We start from the raw sequence: 21,556 nt of genomic DNA, 5'->3' as shown, positions 1-21,556 counted from the left end.
AATAGACATGTTTCAGACGTTTCTTTTCTACATAAATAAAGTGTTTTGACACAAGCTATGTTGGAGAAGGAGGGTTTACATCACATGCAGGATATCTTAATCATTTCCATGAGAACCATCATTTTATATTTTCTTATTTGGTTTATATTTCGCTTAATGGGCAAAAGGGAAATTGGCGAGCTGAGCATTTTAGATCTAGTCATTTTTATGATGATCGCAGAAATTGCGGTTCTCGCCATAGAAGAAGTAGAGGATCACATGTTACATACGGTATGGCCAATCCTGCTGTTAACCTTCATTCAAATCACACTTGCTTACCTCTCACTGAAATTCCAAGGCGTCCGGCGCTTTCTTGACGGCAAACCGGCCCTGCTCATCATCAATGGGAAAATAGACGAGGGTGCAATGAGAAAACAGCGATACAATTTTGATGACCTTCTCATTCAATTAAGAGAAAATAACATCGACAGCATTCAGGATGTCTCTTACGCCATTTTAGAGCCGTCTGGAAAGCTCGCCGTTGTCGAAAAAGAAAACAAGCGCAAACATGCAGCGCTTGAGCTTCCACTTGTTGCGGACGGTGTCGTGCAGCATGACCACCTTAAGCAAATCAATCAAAATGAACAGTGGTTGAAAGATGAGCTTGCTAAAAGAGGCTATCATGATATCGATCAAATCTCTTACTGCAGCTTTAATCAAAAAACATTTTATATTGATTTGAAAGATGAAGTGATCAAAAAGAGATGAGCTAAAACAGCTTCCCAATGAACGGGATGCGGCGCAGCTCTTCTCGTTTCACTAGCCCTAGGCAGATTAATAGAATGACATAGAGCGTGCACGTAACAAAAATGAGCGTCACAAGTTCAATAGGAGCAGAAAAGAGTCCATCTACTTGAGATTTCAGCCAAAGGCTGACAGCCCCTGTACCGATAATCACAAGGACGCATAGTCCATATTCCTTTAATGGTAAATGAATAGGCAGCACCTTTCCGACAGTTGCCGCATGGAGCAGCGTGACAAGGATGATGCCGATTAAGATCGCAAGTGCTGCGCCCATAATGCCAAAGCCAGGCTGGGAAGCAAGGACAAAAATCATCCCTGTTTTCACAATTGCACCTATCAGGCTGTTGGTCATCGCCGCACCAGCTAAATTGAGTGCTTGAAGCACGGCTTGAAGGGGCCCTTGAAAATAATAAAGAAGGAAAAATGGCGCCATGAATTTCACATAAATGGCCGCGTGCGATGAACCATACATAAAGAGCGTTAAATCTTCTGCGTAAACGAAAAGAATAATACATGAAATGCCTCCGCTGAGTAAACAAAGGCGCATCGCCTGCTTCAGCCGGTATTCGACCGTTTTACGTTTGTTCTGCTCCATTCCTTCACTGATCGCCGGAACTAATGCAGTGGAGAGTGAATACGTAATAAAACTAGGCAGTGTCAAAAGGGTCAGGGCAAGACCAGTCAACTCCCCGTACTGCCTTGTCGCCTCTACAGCTGCATAACCAGCAATGGCAAGACTTTGCGCGACAACAATCGGCTCTAAAAACCACGAAATATTCCCGATAAAACGGCTGCCTGTTGTTGGCAGGGCAATGCTCATCAGCTGTTTAAACGTGTCCTTCCCGTCATGAATCGCCTTAAAAAATCGTTTTCGAATACGAATCGTCTTTTTATAGCGGAAGGCGATCAGTAAGTAAGCAAGTGAAATCATCTCTCCAATCACAGATGAAATCATCGCACCTGCTGCCGCAAATTCAATCCCGTAAGGAAGGAAAGCCGTTGTACATACTGCCACTAGTGAAATTCTTGCGACCTGCTCCAGAACTTGAGACATCGCAAGCGGGCTCATCTGCTGTCTGCCCTGGAAATAGCCTCTTAACACACTGGAAATGGCGATGACTGGTACGACGGGTGTAATGGCAAGCAGTGGATAGACCGTTCTAGGATCAGTCAGCATATTTTCTGCCATGATGGGCGCAAACCATAAAAAGAGCGGAGTGAATATCAGGCTGAGTGTTCCTGTTATCGCAAGGGACATGACCAGAATACGTTTTGTTTTCTGTTTGTCACCCCGGGCTTCTGCTTCTGCGACAAGCTTACTAATGGCGACAGGCAGTCCGAATTGTGTGAGCGTCACGGCGAGAAAAAAGGTAGGTGCAGCCATCATATAAAGCCCGACCCCTTCTTCGCCAATGAACCTCGCAATGACAATTCGATTGACAAAACCCAATATTCTCGTGATAAAACCTGCTAAAATTAAAATAATGGTCCCCTTTAAAAACGTTTGCTTCGTCAAATCACAGATCACCTGCCTTCTCAAACGACATAGAATCATATACAATAAGATATGCGTGTATATCGTCCAAGCATGACAAGTCTCTCGATAAAAAACTGAAAAGGGGGAGCTACGCAATGACACAACACCCAGCTGCTATATACAAAGACCATTTAAAGCCTTTTCTGTTCAGTAAGCTTGAAGAATTCATCGTTTTGGGCTATAAAGATGTAGATTTAGAGGAATTATGGTCATACTTAGAGAATAAGAAGTGGAAGAAAAAACAAGAGTATCCGATTCATGAAATGGTTGCAGATATTTTATCTGTGAAAATAGGCGAATTTATGAACTATGCAACCGTTCAGTCGTTTAAAACGTCTGCTTTTTTGGACAGTGAAGATGGCAAGAATATGCTTGATGAACTGTTGAAATAAGCCATCTTAATGGATTCAGGTGTTTAAGGAGGAAATACATAATGAAAAAAGGGCGCATTCTTGCGTTTTTCTTAGTGGTTCTGTTAATCGGAACTGGCGTGGGCTTACTGACAAAGCCTGTTGCGAAAGATATGACGCTAGGGCTGGATTTACAGGGTGGATTTGAAGTCCTGTATGATGTACATCCAGTGAAAAAAGAGGACAAGATCACAAATAGTGTTCTCGTTAGTACAGTGGAGGCTTTAAACCGAAGAGCCAATGTGCTAGGTGTAAGTGAGCCGAACATCTCGATTGAAGGCAATAATCGTATCCGTGTGCAGCTTGCAGGGGTAAAAGATCAAAACAGAGCTAGGGAGATTCTTTCCACTGAAGCACAGCTATCCTTCAGAGATACGAATGATAAAGAACTTCTTAACGGGGCTGACCTAGTCGAAAACAGTGCAAAACAAACATTCAGTCAAACGAATGAGCCAATTGTGACGGTTAAACTAAAGGATGCGAAAAAATTTGGTGACGTCACAAGAAAAGTAGCAGCGATGGCGCCGAATAACCAGCTTGTCATTTGGCTTGATTATCACAAAGGAGATTCCTTCAAAAAAGAAGTCTCAAAATCAAACCACAAGTATGTATCTGCACCAAATGTGAATCAAGAGATTAACAGCAGTGACGTACAAATTGAAGGGAAATTTACTGTCCAAGAGGCAAAAGACCTCGCAAGTATTTTAAATGCCGGGGCATTGCCAGTAAAATTAACAGAAAAATATTCCACATCTGTGAGTGCACAGTTTGGTGAACAAGCACTGAACGAAACAGTGTTCGCAGGAATTGTAGGAATCGCATTTATCTTCTTATTCATGCTGCTTTATTACCGATTACCTGGTCTTATAGCTGTCATCACACTCTCAGCCTATATCTACATTACGCTGCAAGTGTTTGACTGGATGGGCGCGGTCATGACACTGCCTGGAATTGCCGCACTTATTCTAGGGGTAGGGATGGCTGTTGATGCCAACATTATTACTTATGAGCGGATCAAAGAAGAGCTGAAGCTCGGCAAATCTGTCCGTTCTGCTTTCAGGTCAGGGAACCGCAGATCATTTGCGACCATCTTTGATGCAAACTTAACAAGTATTATTGCCGGCGGAGTGCTGTTCTTCTTCGGGACAAGCTCTGTAAAAGGATTTGCAACAATGCTCATCCTCTCGATTTTAACAAGCTTTATCACGGCTGTATTCCTATCAAGATTCCTTCTTGGACTGCTTGTAGAAAGCCGTGCGCTCGACCGCAAAAAAGGCTGGTTTGGTGTCCGCAAAAAAGACATCATGAGTATCCACGAAACTACAGAAAATACCGAACCGAAAACGCCATTTGATAAATGGGATTTCGTCAGCAAACGTAAAGGCTTTATGATTTTCTCCATAGCTGTTACTATTGCGGGAATCATCGTCCTTTCGATCTTCAAGCTCAATGCTGGTATTGACTTTGCTAGTGGAACGAGAATTGATGTTCAAAGCGATCACAAGCTGACAACTGCACAAGTAGAGCAAGACTTTAAAAAGCTTGGTCTTGAAGCAGACAGTGTTGTGCTGTCGGGGCAAAAAGAAAATCAGGCAGCTGCTCGATTTGTCGGGGTGCCGAACAAAGAAAAAATCGCTGAAGTGAAGGATTACTTCAAAGATAAATACGGCACTGAGCCGAACGTAAGTACAGTATCACCGACTGTCGGTAAAGAACTTGCCCGTAATGCGCTATATGCCGTCATCATTGCTTCCATTGGGATCATTTTATATGTATCCGTCCGTTTTGAGTATAAGATGGCGATTGCGGCGATTATCTCACTGCTGTACGATGCATTCTTTATTGTCGCCTTCTTTAGTATTACGCGCTTAGAGGTGGATGTCACCTTCATTGCCGCGATCCTCACGGTCATTGGGTACTCGATCAACGACACGATCGTTACCTTCGACAGGGTTCGTGAGCAAATGAAGAAACGTAAACCGAAAACCATTGAAGATCTATCGTACATTGTGAACTTAAGCTTACAGCAAACCTTTACGCGATCTGTCAACACGGTGCTGACTGTACTTGTCGTTGTTGTCGCACTGCTTATCTTCGGATCAGCGTCGATTACAAACTTCTCCATCGCCTTACTTGTCGGCTTATTAACAGGGGTGTACTCATCCCTTTATATCGCGGCACAAATTTGGCTGATGTGGAAAGGCCGTGAGCTGAAAAAACCAGCTAAGATTGATACAGATCAAGATATTTAATCTAGAAAGACTGCCTTTTTCGGCAGTCTTTTTCTATCGATTTTTCTGAAAATAAGATGATTTGAAAAAACATTTCGGGTTTCATTGATCTTAAAATGGTCTTTTGCTATAATGACTTACGTTTAGACCAGTATAGAAAGCAAGTGTCTGTTTAGGCATTTGGCTTTATTCATTGGAGGGGCTGTTATGAAGGTTCGGGAAACTGAACTGCCAGGTATCGGTCATAAAGCCGAAATGATCACAAGAAATAATGAGAAGCTTGCCATCATTACACATGATGACGGCAGAAGAGAAATGTATCATTTTCATGAGGACGACCATGAAGAAACGATTTCTGGCATCCTGCTAAACGATGAAGAAGCAAGACAAATTGCGGCTATTTTAGGCGGCATGGTCTATAAGCCGAAAGCGCTTGAAACCGTAGAGGTAGCAATTGATGAACTGGTGATTGAATGGTTTAAAATTGAAAAGAATGCACCAGCTGTTCAAAGAAGCATCGGTGACCTCAATGTTCGCCAAAACTATCAAGTAACAGTCATCGCCATTGTGAGAAAATCACATGAGAAGATTTTAAATCCAGGACCAGATACCATTATCGAAGAAGGGGATACCCTTGTCATTTCTGGAGAAAGAAAAGAATTAAAGAATCTGATTAAAGAAAAACTCAGCAGCTGATGATGCCCATGCTGATAGGTTTTCTTCCACTGCTTTCTTTCGGTGTTTAAAAAAGGCAGCGAAAAGGGAAGAATAAAAGAAAAAGCTTGGGGGATATGTAGATGAACAAACAACAATGGACCATCATACTCGCATTTATTTTCGTATTAATTGTCTCAGTATTTGCCGTGATTAATGTACGGCCTGTCGAGGTACACTACTTATTTGGAACGGCTGAATGGCCGCTGATCCTTGTCATTATCGGTTCAGTTTTAATGGGCGGGCTGATTGTGGCATTTGCAGGGATCTTCCAAATTGTGAAACTGAAACGTGAACTAAAAGCATTAAAAGCTGAGCGTGCAGCCGCTGCACCTGCTGCGGCGACGAAAAAGGCAGACAGAGATCTTCAAAAGAAATCTCATGTCACGCCTTTAAAAGAACAGCCAGCATCATTTGACCGGAAGGAAAAATAATCTTCCAGCACAATTTCATAAAATAAAAATTGAAACCCCTCAGGCCACTCTAGTATAATAGTGTGGTTGAGGGGTGAATTTATGTTATTATCCAAAATGCGCTGGGAATATGAACATCCAAGCGAAGAAAAAGTGAAATCACTCTCTGAAAATCTGAATATTTCAGCGCTGACTGCATCGCTTCTCGTAAAAAGAGGAATTGAAGAAGTAGAAGAGGCGAGGTCTTTTTTATTTGATCAAAAAGCCGAATTTCATGATCCATTTCTATTAAAAGGAATGAAAGAAGCAGTAGAGCGCATCAACAAAGCGATCGAAGAGCAGGAATCGATTGTGATCTTCGGAGACTATGATGCAGATGGTGTGACAAGTACGTCTGTACTTTTACATACATTAAAAGAGCGGTCTGCGATAGTAGACTTTTATATTCCAGATCGATTTAAAGAAGGCTATGGGCCTAATGAACAGGCATTTCGATATATCAAGGAGCAAGGAGCATCGCTTGTCATCACGGTCGATACAGGCATTGCTGCTGTAAATGAAGCACGTATTGCAAAAGAAATAGGGTTAGACCTAATCATTACAGATCACCATGAACCAAGTGAGGAGCTGCCTGAGGCACTTGCTATTGTCCATCCTAAGCAGCCTGGCTGTGAGTATCCCTTTAAAGAACTTGCTGGTGTAGGCGTAGCGTTTAAAGTGGCGCATGCACTGCTTGGGAAGCTGCCAGTTCAGCTGTTAGATCTTGCAGCAATCGGGACAATTGCGGACCTTGTACCGCTTCATGATGAGAATAGGTGGCTCGCCAAAAAAGGCCTTGTGCAGCTTCGGCAGTCGAATAGACCGGGGCTGAAAGCGTTATTGAAAGAAGCGGGAGCCACTCTAGAAGAAGCCAATGAGGAAACGGTCGGCTTTCAAATTGCGCCAAGGCTGAATGCTGTAGGACGAATTGAACAGGCAGATCCTGCCGTTCATCTTCTGATGACTGAGGATAAGGATGAAGCAGAAGAGCTCGCTCGTTTTGTACAGGAACTGAATAAAGAACGTCAAAAGATTGTCAGTACGATCACAGAAGAAGCCATTCAAATGGTGGAAGAGGCAGGTGATGACCAGTCTGCGATCGTTGTAGCGAAAGCTGGCTGGAATCCGGGCGTTGTCGGAATTGTTGCCTCTAAATTGACGGATACTTTTTCTCGTCCGGCGATTGTGCTTGGAATAGATGAAGAGACGCAAATGGCAAAAGGATCAGCCCGGAGTATTCCTGGCTTCGATCTGTTTTTCCATCTAAGCAAATGCCGCGACATCCTGCCGCATTTCGGGGGGCACCCGATGGCAGCAGGGATGACACTTCGAGCGGATGATGTCGCTTTACTAAGGGAAAGATTAAATCAATATGCAAATGAAACATTGACGGAAGAAGATTTTATTCCAATACAGCGGGTCGATGCCGTGTGCAAGGTAGACGAATTGACGGTTGAAGCGATTGAGGAAGCGGGGATGCTGTCACCATTCGGTATGTCAAACCCAAAACCGTTCATTATGATTGAAGATGCGAAGCTTGAAGATATCCGAACGATTGGGGCAAATCACAACCATATTAAAATGTCTCTGAAAGACGAAGACAAGCTGCTTGACTGTGTCGGTTTTCACCAAGGGAAATTAAAAGAAGAAATTGTTCCAGGAAGCCGCATTTCCGTGATTGGAGAAATGTCCGTCAATGAATGGAATAACCGGAAGAAGCCCCAGCTGATGCTAAAAGATGCACGAGTTGATGAATGGCAGCTGTTTGATCTGCGCGGGAAAAAGGATTGGGAGAAGAAAGTTTCGACGCTTGATTCAGAAAAATCTTTGGTTGTCTGTTTTGATGAAGCAACAAAACAGGACGTCGATATCCCCATTCATCATGTTCATGCAGAAAATGTATCAACGTTTGATGTACAGGGCAAATATGTGGTCTTTGCGGATGTTCCCGCAGATGAGCAATTGCTGAAGCAGCTTTTAGAAAATCAAAAGCCTGCCAGAATTTATACGGTTTTTCAAAGAAAAGAAGATCATTTTATGTCCTCTTTCCCAAGCCGTGACCAATTCAAATGGTTTTATGGGTTCTTGTTTAAACGGGGAAGTTTTCCTATCAAAGAACAAGGAATGGACCTTGCCAAACATAGAGGCTGGACAAAAGATACAATCATTTTTATGACAAAGGTGTTTTTTGAACTCGGTTTTGTTAAAATAGAGAATGGTGTGCTGTCAATAGTACTTGATGCCCCTAAAAAAGATTTAACGGCATCAGCATCCTATACAGCAAAACAACGATTGATGGAACTCGATCAAACACTAACATATTCCTCAGCTAAAGAGCTGAAGGAATGGCTGAATAGCATGATGAGCGAAGTCTCACCTGTGCTTTGACGTACGAGGAGGAAAAGGAAAAGATGGATTTAAAACAATATGTGACAGTTGTACCTGACTACCCAAAGGAAGGTGTACAATTTAAAGATATTACAACGTTAATGGATAAAGGCGAAGTGTACCGTTATGCAACGGATCAAATCGTTGATTACGCGAAGGAAAGAGACATTGATCTCATTGTTGGACCTGAAGCGCGTGGATTCATTATTGGCTGCCCTGTAGCATACGCACTTGGTGTAGGTTTTGCACCGGTTCGTAAAGAAGGAAAGCTTCCTCGTGAAGTCGTTAAAGTCGATTACGGCTTGGAATATGGTAAAGATGTATTAACGATTCATAAAGATGCGATTCGTCCTGGTCAGCGTGTCCTGATTACAGATGACTTACTTGCGACTGGTGGAACAATTGAAGCGTCCATTAAGCTTGTAGAGGAATTAGGCGGCGTTGTGGCAGGGATTGCATTTTTGATTGAACTGACGTATCTGGACGGCAGAAAGAAGCTTGACGGCTACGACATCATGACGTTAATGCAATACTAATGGAGTTTTCGTAAAAAGCACTCAGTAAGAAGGGTGCTTTTTTCCTATCAAAAATCTTTTAGCGGACTTCTTCTCTTTACATCTATCGAATTTTTCTTGATAATAAACTACAATACAGTTTTCATTTAAAAAGGTGATTCCATGGCGAACGAACAAGTTTTAACGGCGCAGCAGGTCATTGACAAAGCAAGAGAATACCTGTCCGCTGAACATATTCAATTTATAGAGCGAGCATATGAATATGCTGAAAATGCACACAAGGAGCAATACCGGAAATCTGGTGAGCCCTATATTATCCATCCAATTCAAGTGGCGGGCATTCTTGTTGATCTTGAAATGGACCCATCAACCATTGCAGGCGGTTTCCTGCACGATGTAGTTGAGGATACAGATGTGACATTACAGGATTTAAAAGAGCATTTTAACGAGGAAGTAGCAATGCTTGTTGATGGTGTCACAAAGCTCGGGAAGATTAAATATAAATCACAAGAAGAACAGCAGGCCGAAAACCATCGAAAAATGTTTGTTGCAATGGCGCAGGATATCCGCGTAATCTTGATTAAGCTGGCAGACCGTCTTCATAATATGAGAACGCTCAAGCATCTTCCGCAGGAAAAGCAGCGGAGAATTTCAAATGAAACACTTGAAATCTTTGCACCGCTTGCGCACAGATTAGGGATTTCAAAGATTAAGTGGGAGCTTGAAGATACAGCACTCCGCTATTTAAATCCGCAGCAATATTACCGGATTGTGAATCTGATGAAGCGCAAACGAGCGGAACGTGAGGAATACTTGGACGAGGTCGTCAATGAAGTGAAAGACCGCGTGTCTGAGGTAAACATCAAGGCCGAATTTTCCGGCAGACCAAAACATATTTATAGTATTTATCGCAAAATGGTCTTGCAAAATAAGCAGTTTAATGAAATTTATGATCTGCTTGCCGTTCGTATTTTGGTTGACAGCATTAAAGACTGTTATGCTGTGCTCGGGATTATCCATACGTGCTGGAAGCCGATGCCAGGCAGGTTTAAGGATTATATTGCGATGCCAAAGCCGAACATGTACCAGTCTCTTCATACAACGGTGATTGGGCCAAAAGGCGATCCGCTTGAAGTTCAGATCCGTACAGTGGAAATGCATGAAATTGCAGAATACGGAATTGCGGCACACTGGGCATACAAAGAAGGCAAAGAGTCAGCAGAATCAACAGAAGAAGCAGTCTTCCAGAAGAAGCTCTCTTGGTTTAGAGAAATTCTTGAGTTCCAAAATGAATCCACAGATGCAGAAGAATTTATGGAGTCGTTAAAGATTGATCTTTTCTCTGATATGGTGTTTGTGTTTACGCCAAAAGGAGACGTCATTGAACTGCCGTCGGGCTCAGTTCCGATTGATTTCTCTTACCGGATTCACTCGGAAATTGGGAATAAAACGATCGGTGCCAAGGTCAATGGCAAGATGGTCACACTCGATCACAAACTAAAAACAGGTGACATTATTGAAATTCTGACATCAAAGCACAGCTACGGGCCAAGTCAGGATTGGGTCAAGCTTGCCCAAACCTCCCAAGCGAAGCACAAGATCAGACAGTTTTTCAAAAAACAGCGCCGTGAAGAAAATGTCGAAAAAGGCCGAGAGCTCGTGGAGAAAGAGATCAAAAACCTTGAGTTTGATGTCAAAGACATTCTGACCGCTGAAAACCTGCAAAAAGTGGCTGACAAATTTAATTTTTCAAACGAAGAGGACATGTATGCAGCTGTTGGATATAACGGCATTACTGCACTACAGGTCGCCAATCGTTTAACGGAAAAAGAAAGAAAACAAAGAGATCAAGAAGAGCAAGAGAAAACCGTTCAAGAAGTGACGGTGGAACCGAAGACGTATCACGGGAAAAAACGGGAAGCTGGCGTAAGGGTCAAAGGAATTGATAACCTGCTTGTCCGCTTATCTAAGTGCTGTAATCCTGTTCCTGGCGATAGCATTGTCGGTTTTATTACGAAGGGCCGAGGCGTATCTGTTCACCGCGACGACTGTCCGAACGTGAAGACAGGAGAAGCGCAGGAGCGGTTAATTCCCGTTGAGTGGGAGCATGAGCAGCCTGCTCAAAACCGTAAAGAATACAATGTAGAAATTGAAATATTAGGATATGATAGACGCGGCTTACTCAATGAGGTGCTTCAAGCAGTCAACGAAACCAAAACGAACATCTCCTCTGTTTCTGGGAAGTCTGATCGTAACAAAGTGGCGACGATCCATATGGCGATCTTTATCCAAAATATTAATCACTTGCACAAAGTGGTCGAACGCATTAAACAAATCAAAGACATTTACTCTGTTCGCCGATTCATGAATTAGAAAGGAAGTATATCGTCTATGAGGCTTGTTGTGCAGCGTGTGACAAATGCATCTGTGAAGGTAGAAGAAGAGATCACAGGTGCCATCAACGAAGGATATATGGTGCTTGTTGGTGTCACACACGAAGATACAGAAGAAGATGTGCTTTACTTAGCTGAAAAGCTTGCACATTTACGTATTTTTGAAGATGAAAATGGGAAAATGAATCGTTCATTATTGGACATAAAAGGAAGCGTTCTGTCTGTATCACAATTTACCCTATATGGTGATACGAGAAAGGGCAGACGGCCGAATTTTATGAAAGCCGCCAAGCCGGATGCAGCTAACTCGCTTTATGAATGTTTCAATAAAACCCTTAGAGAAAAAGGCATCCATGTGGAAACTGGCCGTTTTGGTGCGATGATGGACGTGACATTGACCAATTCAGGACCAGTCACGATCTTGATGGACAGCAAAGAATAGATTCTCTTTAGACTGTAGATGAACTCGTGCGGGAGTTTGTTTAGAGTCTTTTTCTTTTGCGGATAAACAAAAAAGAGGCGCAGTGGCCTCTTTCTTTTTAACGGAAATATTGTTTTAATCCTTCAGTCATTCCTTCTGTGACTCGTTCTTGGTAAGAGGCGCTATAAATGATCGCTTCCTCCTGAGGATTGCTTAAATACCCGAGTTCATATAAAAGGGAAGGGCGTTTGTTTTCTCTTAAAACAAAGTAATCTCCGAATTTGACACCCTTATCAGGGATTTGAGAGCGTTTTGCGACTTCTGAATGAACGCTTGACGCTAATTGCTGATCTTTTGCTGCTTGATAATAATACGCTGTACTTCCTCTAACACTTTGATCCATAAAACTATCGTAATGAAGACTAATAAATGCATCTGCATTTCGGTAATGAGATGTTGCCACCCTTGATTGAAGGCTGATAAAGGTATCATCACTTCTTGTTAAATATACATTTGCACCAGAAGCCCTTAATTTGCCTGCCAGTAAATTGGCGGTTTTGATGGTGATGTTCTTTTCAAAAGCCCCGTCTGCGCCAATTGTGCCGCTGTCTTTTCCGCCATGACCAGGATCAAGAACAATCGTTTTTCCTTTTAAAGAACCAGTTCCAGACGATGAATCGTGCTGAGGTCTTGGCGCGTCGCTGCTATTTTTCTTCGTTTGAACGACCCAGCTCGCCACATAGCCAGTTCCGCCGTTTGATAGTGTCACCTCGTACCAGTCACCTTGTGTCCGAACGATTTGATAGGCAGCTCCTTTTGTTGCTCTTTCTGCAATCCCAGCAGAGGTAGAAGCGCTTTTTCGAATATTGGTGCCATCATAGACAATGTACGCTTTTTGTTCAGAAGCCGAAGAGGATGAACTCTTTTCAGGTGCAGAGCCTGCTCCTTTGCCTGTGACAATGTAATAGCTTGCAACCCAGCCTTTTACGCCTTTCCCCTCAATTTCATACCAGCCGTTCTGCTCTCGCAAAATGGTGATCTGTGTGTTGCGGGCAAGTGAAGCGACGACTTGTGCATTTGGTGCGGCCGATTGCCTTACATTCAAGCTCGATACGCCAACTGTGCCTGTCTGGTTAGAGCGAGAGGACTCGCCGGAGCTTGATTGAGAAGTTTTCTGCCCCCCTGAAACATAATCAGAGTGAACCCAGCCTTCTGCTTGTTTATACGAAATTTTCGTCCATTCGCCGCTTGTCTCGAGCTTTTTAGCGGTAGCACCTTTCGGGAAAGTACCAATCACTTGATAGGAAGTCCCAGGGCCTGTCCGGATGCGAAGGTCGGAAGCTGTTGATGTAATTGTACTGCCTCCAGCCGTGCTTTGACCTTGCGCCTTTGGCTTCGCGGATTTTTGAGCGCCGGATGATGTGGTAATCAGCCATGAGACGACCCAGCCTTTTTGTCCGTTTGATAATTGGATCTGCACCCATTCTCCTTGTTCAGTGAGAATGGGATAGCTTTCGCCGCGTTTTACAACAGCTGCAATTCCATAGCTTAAACCAGGGCCCGTTCTCACATTGATTTCATCTGTTGCGACAACAGCTTGATCTGTTTGTGCTGTAGCATGTGTCATAGGCAAAGAACTCGCGATGAGAACAAAACAAGTAAGCAGCATCATCATTTGATTGTGTTTTTTCAGATTCAAAACGGTGTTTTCCCCTCCCTTGTAAAACCGATGAATGTTAATTCGTTATGTAGTGGATGAATTCCTTGCAGTTTCCCTAATAAAAATGAATCAATCTGTTTATACTAAATAAAAATGTGATAAAAGGATGTACAAACATGAGATTAAGCAGAAAATTAGGACGAGTGCAATATAATGGACATCGTGATATCGACCGCTGGCAGCACGACGAAATGGATCAGCCAGGCTTCCTTGAAGAGACCGCATCTGAATACGGATGTACGTCAAAAGAAGAGCTGGAAAAGAAAAAGAGGCACGGCAAGGGTTGACAGAGTGGCAGCACCGACCTTATTATAATATAAATCAACACACTTGAAAATTTAAAATGTGGAACTGATGATAGAGAATAGTAGGGTAAATTGCGTGAGCAGAGAGGAATCGCCTTAGGCTGAAAGCGAATCCGCATGGCATTTATCACGAAAGAACACTCTGTAGGTTTCCTGCTGAACGCTCTAAAAATGAGTCAATAGGCGGAGAACGTGAATCTGCGTTAAGGATTTGAGCGGGAACATGGCTGGATCATGTTCCAACTAGGGTGGCACCACGGGTATAACTCTCGTCCCTACTATACACATAGTAGAGGCGGGGGTTTTTTATATGTCCACATAAAAAATGAATGATGGTCGTAGGAGGACGAAAAATGAGTTTTAATATTCCAAGAGGCACACAGGATATTTTACCTGGAGAGTCAGAACGCTGGCAGTATGTTGAACAAATTGCGAGAGATACATGTGCAGCCTTTCAATACAAAGAAATCCGCACACCGATTTTTGAGCATACTGAGCTGTTTGCACGGGGAGTAGGCGAATCAACTGATATCGTTCAAAAAGAGATGTACACATTTGAAGATAAAAAAGGACGCAGCATCACACTTCGTCCAGAGGGAACAGCTTCAACCGTCCGTTCTTATGTTGAAAATAAATTGTTTGCACAGCCTGCTCAGCCAACAAAGCTGTATTACATCGGACCAATGTTCCGCTATGAACGTCCGCAAACAGGAAGATATCGTCAATTTTATCAATTTGGGATAGAAGCGATTGGTTCCAAAGATCCTGCCATTGATGCTGAGGTCATTTCGCTTGCGATGAGTGTGTATGAGAAAGCAGGTCTTTCCAACTTAAAACTTGTCATTAACAGCCTTGGTGACAAAGAGAGCCGTGCAGACTACCGCACAGCACTGGTCAAGCACTTTGAACCAAGAATTGAGGAATTCTGTCACGACTGTCAAACGCGTTTACATCAAAATCCGCTGCGTATTCTTGATTGTAAAAAGGATCGTGATCATGAATTGATGGCAACAGCTCCATCCATTCAAGATTTCTTAAATGAAGAATCGCGGACGTATTTTGAAAAGGTTAAACAATACTTATCGGATATAGGCATTGAGTATGTCGTTGATCCAAATTTAGTACGCGGTCTTGATTACTACAATCACACAGCATTTGAGATCATGAGTAATGCAGAAGGCTTTGGTGCGATTACAACATTAGCCGGCGGCGGCCGTTATGATGGGCTCGTTGAAGGAATTGGCGGTCCTGAATCACCAGGGATCGGATTTGCGATGAGTATTGAGCGTTTCTTATCTGCGATCGATGCTGAAGGAATTGAGCTTCCTCTGCAAGATGGTATTGATCTATACATTGCTGCTCTCGGAGATGAAGCGAAGGATTATTCTGTTTCATTATTAAACCGTCTGAGAAAAGAAGGTATCTCAAGTGAAATGGACTATACAGGGAAGAAACTAAAAGGACAATTTAAAGCGGCTGATCGATTAAAAGCCAAATTTATTGCAGTTCTTGGTGAAGATGAGCTTGCGCAGCAAATTGTGAATGTGAAAGATACGACAACGGGTGAACAAATTGAAGTGAAGCTTGATGAGCTGATTCAAATGTTGAAGGCCCACCAGAAAGCGTAAAGAAGGAGTGGAATGTTTGTGTTTGGTAGAACTTTTTATTGTGGAGAAGTAACAGAAGACCAAATCGGTCAGTCAGTTGTATTAAAAGGATGGGTTCAAAAAAGGCGTGACCTAGGCGGATTAATCTTTATTGATTTGCGCGACCGTACAGGGATTGTACAAGTTGTCTTCAATCCAGACCTATCAAAAGAGGCGCTTGAGACAGCAGAATCAATTCGTAATGAATATGTCCTTGATATTAAAGGAACGGTTGTTGCAAGAGAAGAAGCAACGATCAACCCAAATTTAAAAACGGGCAAAATTGAAATTCAAGTCGAAACGGTCAGCGTTTTAAATGAAGCGAAGACTCCTCCTTTTGTGATTTCAGATCAAGCAGATGAGGTATCAGAAGATGTTCGTTTAAAATATCGTTACCTGGATCTTCGCCGCCCTGCAATGTTTGAAACAATGAAAATGCGACATGAAGTCACAAAAGCATTCCGCCATTTCTTAGACGACAACGGCTTTCTAGACATTGAAACACCAATTTTAACGAAAAGTACCCCAGAAGGTGCGCGTGACTATCTTGTTCCAAGCCGTGTACACGAGGGAGAATTTTATGCATTGCCTCAGTCTCCGCAATTATTTAAACAATTGCTGATGGTTTCTGGAATGGACCGTTATTATCAAATTGCCCGCTGTTTTAGAGATGAAGACTTGCGTGCTGACCGTCAGCCGGAATTTACACAAGTCGATATTGAAATGTCCTTTATGAGTCAAGAGGATATCATGACGCTTGCTGAAGAGATGATGGCGAAGGTGATGAAAGATGTCAAAGGAGTAGACCTTACATTGCCATTACCTCGTATGACATACGATGAAGCGATGAATTCTTATGGATCTGATAAGCCGGATACACGCTTTGAGATGAAGCTAGTGAACATTTCAGACACGGTAAAAGACTCCGATTTCAAAGTGTTTAGCGGAGCTGTGAAAAATGGTGGGTCTGTGAAAGCCATCAATGTAAAAGGGGCTGCAGCGAACTACTCAAGAAAAGACATTGATGCACTTGGTGCATTTGCAGCGAACTACGGTGCAAAAGGTCTAGCTTGGCTAAAAGCAGAAGGGACTGAATTAAAAGGTCCGATCGCTAAATTCTTTGATGAAGCAAAGCAAGCTGAATTAAAAGAACAGCTGCAAGTTGAAGAAGGCGACCTTTTACTTTTTGTTGCAGATAAGACGTCTGTTGTCCATGATGCGCTTGGTGCACTTCGCTTAAAACTTGGTAAAGAGCTTGAACTGATCGATGAGTCTGTATTCAATTTCTTATGGGTTGTCGATTGGCCGCTGCTTGAAAAGGATGAAGAAGAAGGCCGCTTCTATGCTGCCCATCATCCATTCACAATGCCAGTTCGCGATGATCTTGAATTAATTGAAACAAGCCCGGAAGACATGAAGGCACAGGCTTACGATCTTGTGCTGAATGGCTACGAGCTTGGCGGAGGTTCTATTCGTATTTTCGAAAAGGACATTCAAGAAAAAATGTTTGGCTTACTTGGTTTTTCAAAAGAAGAAGCTTACGAACAATTTGGCTTCCTGCTGGATGCGTTTGAGCATGGTGTTCCTCCGCATGGCGGAATCGCGCTGGGTCTTGACCGTTTAGTGATGCTGCTTGCAGGCCGCTCTAACTTAAGAGATACGATTGCATTCCCAAAAACGGCAAGTGCGAGCTGCGTTCTCACAGATGCCCCTGGCCATGTAAGCGAGGCGCAGCTTGATGAGCTGAGTTTAGCGATTAAAACAAAAGTAAAACAGTAAAATTGACGCATGTTTATAGGTATGTAAACGCTTGAAAAAGAAATATGCCTATGATATGCTTTCATCAATAATAAATAAAGTCCTGATACGTACGGTGGTTACCTAGTTTTGACCGAACATTTTTTTATACGGGAGCTTGCCTTTCCTTTCTGCATAAATGCCTCTTTAGAGGACTTATAAAGTCAGGAAGAAAGCACCCACCTGCATGGTGCGGGGTTCAAAACGAAGGAAATGCTGGCGGCGTCATCGGGACTTTTTTGTGTTTTTTTCTTTTAGAGAAGGATGACGGAGAAGTCTGAATATGATATGATTCTTTCGATTCATTTTAAATAAAGGTGGAGTGAGGCACTTGTTACATCAGTTTTCAAGAAACGAGCTTGCCATTGGCAAGGAAGGCTTAAATATACTAAAAAACAGTACAGTTGCAGTGCTTGGTGTGGGCGGCGTTGGTTCATTCGCAGTTGAGGCACTCGCTCGTTCAGGCGTTGGCCGTATTGTTCTTGTTGATAAAGATGATATTGATATTACAAATGTAAATCGTCAGCTTCCAGCATTGCTATCAACAGTTGGCCAGCCAAAGGTTGACTTAATGCAGGCGAGAATCGCTGATATTAATCCAGAATGTGAAGTTGTTGCGCTGAAGATGTTTTATACAGAGGAAACATACGAGCAATTTTTTGAGTATCCGCTTGATTATGTCATTGATGCCTCAGATACCATTCACTATAAAATTCATTTAATGAAAGAGTGTCTGAAACGAGGTGTGAACATCATTTCAAGTATGGGAGCTGCGAACAAAACAGATCCGACACGCTTCAAAATTGATGATATTTCAAAAACACATACCGACCCTATTGCAAAAGTCGTGAGAACACGTCTGCGTAAGGAAGGGATTCGTAAAGGAATTGAAGTCATTTTCTCTGATGAAAGTCCAATTGTCATTCGCGAAGATGTCAGAAAAGAAGTTGGAAATGATGAAGCGAAGATTCGCAAGGCGCAAATGCCGCCATCATCCAATGCATTCGTTCCGTCTGTTGCCGGACTGATCATGGGTGGTCATGTCATTATGAAGCTTTTAAAAGATATTCCAATTACACGTGTGAAGGATAAATAAACAGCCCGCCTGCTGAAATGCAGGGGGCTTTTTTTATTTCTGGCGTTTTAAATTTTCATAGACCTGTTTCAATGCACCTTCAAATTTTCCGGTTTGTTTCGGTACATAGTATTGCTTGTTTTTCAGCGGATCAGGTAAATATTGCTGCTTCACCCAGCCGTTTTCGTAATCATGCGGGTATAAGTAATCGACGCCTCTTCCGAGTGCTGTGGCGCCTTTGTAGTGAGCATCCTTTAAATGAACTGGAACTTCTCCAATTTTCCCTGTACGAATGTCACCAAGTGCCGCATCAATCGCCTTATATGCCGAATTAGACTTAGGAGAAAGACACAGCTCAATCACTGCGTTCGCCAGTGGAATCCGTGCTTCTGGGAAGCCGACTCTTTCTGCTGTTTGTACTGCGCTTAACACGCGGGGGCCTGCCTGCGGACTGGCTAAGCCAATGTCCTCGTAAGCCATCACGAGTAATCTCCTTGTAATGCTTTCAAGGTCTCCTGCTTCGATCAGTCTGGCAAGGTAATGCAGCGCCGCATCTGTATCAGATCCCCTAATGGATTTTTGAAAAGCCGAGAGGACATCATAATGAGCATCACCATTCTTGTCATGTGAGAAGCTCTTTTTTTGTAAACATTCTTCTGCTGCGGCAAGAGTGATTGTGATATGCCCTATCTCATCAGCTTTTGTCGATAAGACAGCGAGCTCGAGTGCATTTAAAGCAGAACGCACGTCTCCTCCGCATCCATTGGCAAAATGATTCATCGCTTCATCGTCCACTGTCACCTCATAGCCGCCAAGCCCTCGATGCTCATCCTGTAAGGCTCTTGTTAACGCAGCTTTGATTTGCTCTGTTTCAAGCGGCTTCAGCTCGAATATTTGTGTCCGACTTCGAATGGCAGGATTGATCGCATGGTAGGGATTAGCCGTCGTTGCCCCAATTAAAATGATCATGCCATTTTCTAAATAAGGAAGAAGAAAATCCTGCTTTCCTTTATCAAGCCGGTGGACTTCGTCTAAAATAAGGATCACCTGGCCGCTCATTTTCGCTTCAGCGGCAACAGCTTCCATATCCTTTTTGTTATGAATGACCGCATTCAACGTTCGAAAAGCAATGCTTGTACTGCCAGCAATCGCGGTTGCAATCGATGTTTTGCCGATGCCCGGCGGTCCATATAAAATCATCGAGGATAAATGTTTTGCCTCGACCATTCGCCTAATAATTTGACCTTCTCCAACAAGATGCTCCTGCCCAATAATGTCTTCAATATGACTTGGGCGCATCCGGTACGCTAAAGGTTTCATAATTATCTCTCCTATAGCAATGTCTTGTTTGTATAGAGTACCGAAATTTCTTCAAATAGAAAAGGGATTCGTCCTTCTATCATGCTCAGAACCCGTAAATGAAAGTTGGCTGAAAGTATGATATAATTGCTTCTGGTCTATATATCGGCGTATATGAAATCAGAAAAATAATTGATGACATAGAATAGAAAACGCAGAGGTGTTTAACTTGAAAATATCAACTAAAGGCAGATATGGTCTGACGATCATGATCGAATTAGCCAAAAAACATGGCGAAGGCCCTACATCATTAAAATCAATCGCTCAAAACAATGATTTGTCTGAGCATTATTTAGAGCAGCTTGTATCACCACTCCGCAATGCCCGTCTTGTAAAAAGTATCCGCGGAGCGTATGGCGGCTATGTTCTTGCACATGAACCAAACGAGATCACAGCAGGTGATATTATTCGTGTATTAGAAGGACCCATTAGTCCTGTTGAAGTCATCGAAAACGAAGAACCAGCAAAGCGTGAACTATGGATTCGTATTCGTGATGCAGTAAAAGACGTACTAGACAATACAACTCTTGAAGACTTGGCAAGCTACACAGATGACGGGGATCAAGACTCGTATATGTTCTATATTTAGATCAGAGGTGTACCGGAAATGGAACGAATCTATTTAGATCATGCGGCCACAACGCCGATGGATCAGCGTATTGTGGACAAGATGATGCCGTACTTTACAGAGATATTTGGCAATCCCTCTAGTATTCATTCATATGGGCGCGAGGCAAGAAAGTGGCTCGATGAAGCAAGAGAAGTCATTGCAGGAGAATTACACTGTAAACCGCAGGAGATCATCCTCACAAGCGGTGGAACCGAGGCGGACAACCTGGCAATTACAGGTGTTGCCATGGCAAGACAGCATGAAGGAAAACATATCATCACAGTGAAAACAGAGCATCATGCGGTGCTGCATACATGTGAACGCCTAGAAAAACTAGGATTTGAAGTGACATATTTAGATGTGGACGAAACAGGATTGATTCATCTTGATCAATTAAATCAAGCATTGAGAGATGATACGATTCTTGTGACCGTCATGTACGGCAATAATGAAACAGGTGTGATTCAGCCAATCAAAGCCATTGGCGAACTTCTGCGTGATCACACTGCTCATTTTCATACAGACGCAGTGCAGGCGTTTGGCACAGTGCCCATTGATGCAGCAGATCTCCATATTGATCTTTTATCTGCTTCTGGCCATAAGCTGAATGGTCCGATGGGAACAGGTTTTTTATATGTAAACGAAGGCGTGAAACTTTCTCCGCAAATATTCGGAGGCGAACAAGAAAGAAAGCGCCGTGCCGGCACTGAAAATGTGGCAGGAATTGTTGGGCTTGCAGAAGCTGTTCAATTAACGAAGCAAAATAGAAGAGAAAAAGCGATGCATTATGGTAAGCTCAAAGAAACCATGCTGCAAGTATTCGAAGAGGAATCTCTCAATTTCTCTATCAATGGACATCCGAAAGAGACATTGCCGCACATTTTAAATGTTCATTTCCCGGGCGTCTCCATTGAATCGCTGCTTGTGAATTTAGATATGGAAGGAATTGCTGTTTCAAGCGGATCGGCATGTACGGCTGGATCTGTCCTTCCTTCGCACGTGTTAAGCGCCATGTATGGCGAAGAAGCAAAAGAGCTGACATCCTCAGTCAGAATAAGCTTCGGTCTTGGGAATGAAGAGGATCATGTGAAGCAGGCGGCACATAAGATAGCGGCTGTTGTCAAACGCCTAGCCAAATAAATGCTTCCTTTTGTTCGTGTGTGAAAAATGAAACAGCGAAGCACCTGAAGAACGAAACGC

18 protein-coding genes, 1 other RNA gene and 1 other annotated feature are annotated in these 21,556 nt (G+C 43.0%); of the genes, 16 read left to right on the top strand and 3 right to left on the bottom strand.

From position 1 onward, the window contains the following. The first annotated feature begins 84 nt into the window (after window positions 1–84). Window positions 85–747: a DUF421 domain-containing protein gene (locus NSS65_RS12735; RefSeq protein ID WP_034279889.1), complete on the top strand. Its 663-nt coding sequence runs from the start codon at window positions 85–87 to the stop codon at window positions 745–747. Window position 748: 1 nt separating this feature from the next. On the opposite strand, the gene spoVB is transcribed toward NSS65_RS12735, so the two are convergent. Then, window positions 749–2,299, bottom strand: a complete 1,551-nt coding sequence (gene spoVB / locus NSS65_RS12730; RefSeq protein ID WP_034279890.1) for a stage V sporulation protein B — start codon at window positions 2,297–2,299, stop codon at window positions 749–751. Window positions 2,300–2,415: 116 nt separating this feature from the next. Between spoVB and NSS65_RS12725 the strand changes: the two genes are divergently transcribed. The 8 genes from NSS65_RS12725 (at window position 2,416) to dtd (ending at window position 11,865) form a co-directional block, all read left to right on the top strand. Continuing rightward, window positions 2,416–2,712: a post-transcriptional regulator gene (locus NSS65_RS12725; protein ID WP_003216788.1), complete on the top strand. Its 297-nt coding sequence runs from the start codon at window positions 2,416–2,418 to the stop codon at window positions 2,710–2,712. Between the two features lie 41 nt (window positions 2,713–2,753). Next, window positions 2,754–4,982 (top strand): protein translocase subunit SecDF, encoded by a 2,229-nt coding sequence (secDF, locus tag NSS65_RS12720; protein WP_034279892.1) that lies wholly within the window; start codon window positions 2,754–2,756, stop codon window positions 4,980–4,982. 186 nt (window positions 4,983–5,168) lie between these two features. Further along, window positions 5,169–5,657: a cation:proton antiporter regulatory subunit gene (locus NSS65_RS12715; RefSeq protein WP_034279894.1), complete on the top strand. Its 489-nt coding sequence runs from the start codon at window positions 5,169–5,171 to the stop codon at window positions 5,655–5,657. Between the two features lie 101 nt (window positions 5,658–5,758). Next, complete coding sequence (locus tag NSS65_RS12710; RefSeq protein WP_034279896.1) at window positions 5,759–6,109, top strand: lipopolysaccharide assembly protein LapA domain-containing protein; 351 nt, start codon at window positions 5,759–5,761, stop codon at window positions 6,107–6,109. 81 nt (window positions 6,110–6,190) lie between these two features. Next, complete coding sequence (recJ, locus tag NSS65_RS12705) at window positions 6,191–8,515, top strand: single-stranded-DNA-specific exonuclease RecJ (protein WP_034279898.1); 2,325 nt, start codon at window positions 6,191–6,193, stop codon at window positions 8,513–8,515. A gap of 23 nt (window positions 8,516–8,538) precedes the next feature. After that, on the top strand, window positions 8,539–9,051 hold the full coding sequence (locus NSS65_RS12700) for an adenine phosphoribosyltransferase (RefSeq protein ID WP_034279900.1): 513 nt from the start codon (window positions 8,539–8,541) through the stop codon (window positions 9,049–9,051). A gap of 141 nt (window positions 9,052–9,192) precedes the next feature. After that, window positions 9,193–11,403, top strand: a complete 2,211-nt coding sequence (locus tag NSS65_RS12695) for a bifunctional (p)ppGpp synthetase/guanosine-3',5'-bis(diphosphate) 3'-pyrophosphohydrolase (protein ID WP_034279902.1) — start codon at window positions 9,193–9,195, stop codon at window positions 11,401–11,403. Window positions 11,404–11,421: 18 nt separating this feature from the next. Continuing rightward, window positions 11,422–11,865, top strand: coding sequence for a D-aminoacyl-tRNA deacylase (gene dtd, locus NSS65_RS12690; RefSeq protein WP_034279904.1), 444 nt, complete (start codon window positions 11,422–11,424; stop codon window positions 11,863–11,865). Between the two features lie 97 nt (window positions 11,866–11,962). On the opposite strand, the gene NSS65_RS12685 is transcribed toward dtd, so the two are convergent. Next, window positions 11,963–13,543 (bottom strand): SH3 domain-containing protein, encoded by a 1,581-nt coding sequence (locus NSS65_RS12685; protein WP_034279906.1) that lies wholly within the window; start codon window positions 13,541–13,543, stop codon window positions 11,963–11,965. Between the two features lie 137 nt (window positions 13,544–13,680). On the opposite strand from NSS65_RS12685, the gene NSS65_RS12680 reads away from it, so the two are divergent. The 5 genes from NSS65_RS12680 to NSS65_RS12660 all read left to right on the top strand — a co-directional run bounded on the left by NSS65_RS12680 (window position 13,681) and on the right by NSS65_RS12660 (window position 18,408). Continuing rightward, the gene (locus NSS65_RS12680; protein WP_003216250.1) at window positions 13,681–13,851 is read left to right on the top strand and encodes a YrzK family protein; all 171 of its coding nucleotides are present in this window, start codon (window positions 13,681–13,683) and stop codon (window positions 13,849–13,851) included. A 58-nt stretch (window positions 13,852–13,909) separates the two neighbouring features. Further along, window positions 13,910–14,149 (top strand) — a binding site (T-box leader). Window positions 14,150–14,222: 73 nt separating this feature from the next. Further along, complete coding sequence (gene hisS / locus NSS65_RS12675; RefSeq protein WP_041115117.1) at window positions 14,223–15,497, top strand: histidine--tRNA ligase; 1,275 nt, start codon at window positions 14,223–14,225, stop codon at window positions 15,495–15,497. Window positions 15,498–15,515: 18 nt separating this feature from the next. Beyond that, the gene (gene aspS, locus NSS65_RS12670) at window positions 15,516–17,294 is read left to right on the top strand and encodes an aspartate--tRNA ligase (RefSeq protein ID WP_144496261.1); all 1,779 of its coding nucleotides are present in this window, start codon (window positions 15,516–15,518) and stop codon (window positions 17,292–17,294) included. 76 nt (window positions 17,295–17,370) lie between these two features. Beyond that, a non-coding RNA gene (ssrS, locus tag NSS65_RS12665) (6S RNA) lies at window positions 17,371–17,551 on the top strand. Window positions 17,552–17,643: 92 nt separating this feature from the next. Beyond that, on the top strand, window positions 17,644–18,408 hold the full coding sequence (locus tag NSS65_RS12660; protein ID WP_024423127.1) for a tRNA threonylcarbamoyladenosine dehydratase: 765 nt from the start codon (window positions 17,644–17,646) through the stop codon (window positions 18,406–18,408). Between the two features lie 33 nt (window positions 18,409–18,441). Here the strand turns inward: NSS65_RS12660 and NSS65_RS12655 are convergent, their stop codons facing one another. Next, entirely contained in the window at window positions 18,442–19,707 is a 1,266-nt protein-coding gene (locus NSS65_RS12655) for a replication-associated recombination protein A (protein WP_144496260.1), read from the bottom strand. Window positions 19,708–19,915: 208 nt separating this feature from the next. Here NSS65_RS12655 and NSS65_RS12650 point away from each other — a divergent pair, with 208 nt between their 5' ends. Both NSS65_RS12650 and NSS65_RS12645 read left to right on the top strand, forming a co-directional pair. Beyond that, window positions 19,916–20,335: an Rrf2 family transcriptional regulator gene (locus tag NSS65_RS12650; RefSeq protein ID WP_024423125.1), complete on the top strand. Its 420-nt coding sequence runs from the start codon at window positions 19,916–19,918 to the stop codon at window positions 20,333–20,335. A gap of 18 nt (window positions 20,336–20,353) precedes the next feature. Further along, a complete protein-coding gene (locus NSS65_RS12645) occupies window positions 20,354–21,496 on the top strand; it encodes a cysteine desulfurase family protein (RefSeq protein ID WP_034279917.1) in 1,143 nt (380 codons plus the stop codon). The last annotated feature ends 60 nt before the right edge of the window (window positions 21,497–21,556 follow it).

Origin of the sequence: Bacillus sp. FSL K6-1006 (assembly GCF_038593175.1) — a bacterium.
Lineage (GTDB): Bacteria > Bacillota > Bacilli > Bacillales > Bacillaceae > Bacillus > Bacillus safensis.
This window is presented reverse-complemented; position numbering and strand designations above follow the sequence as displayed.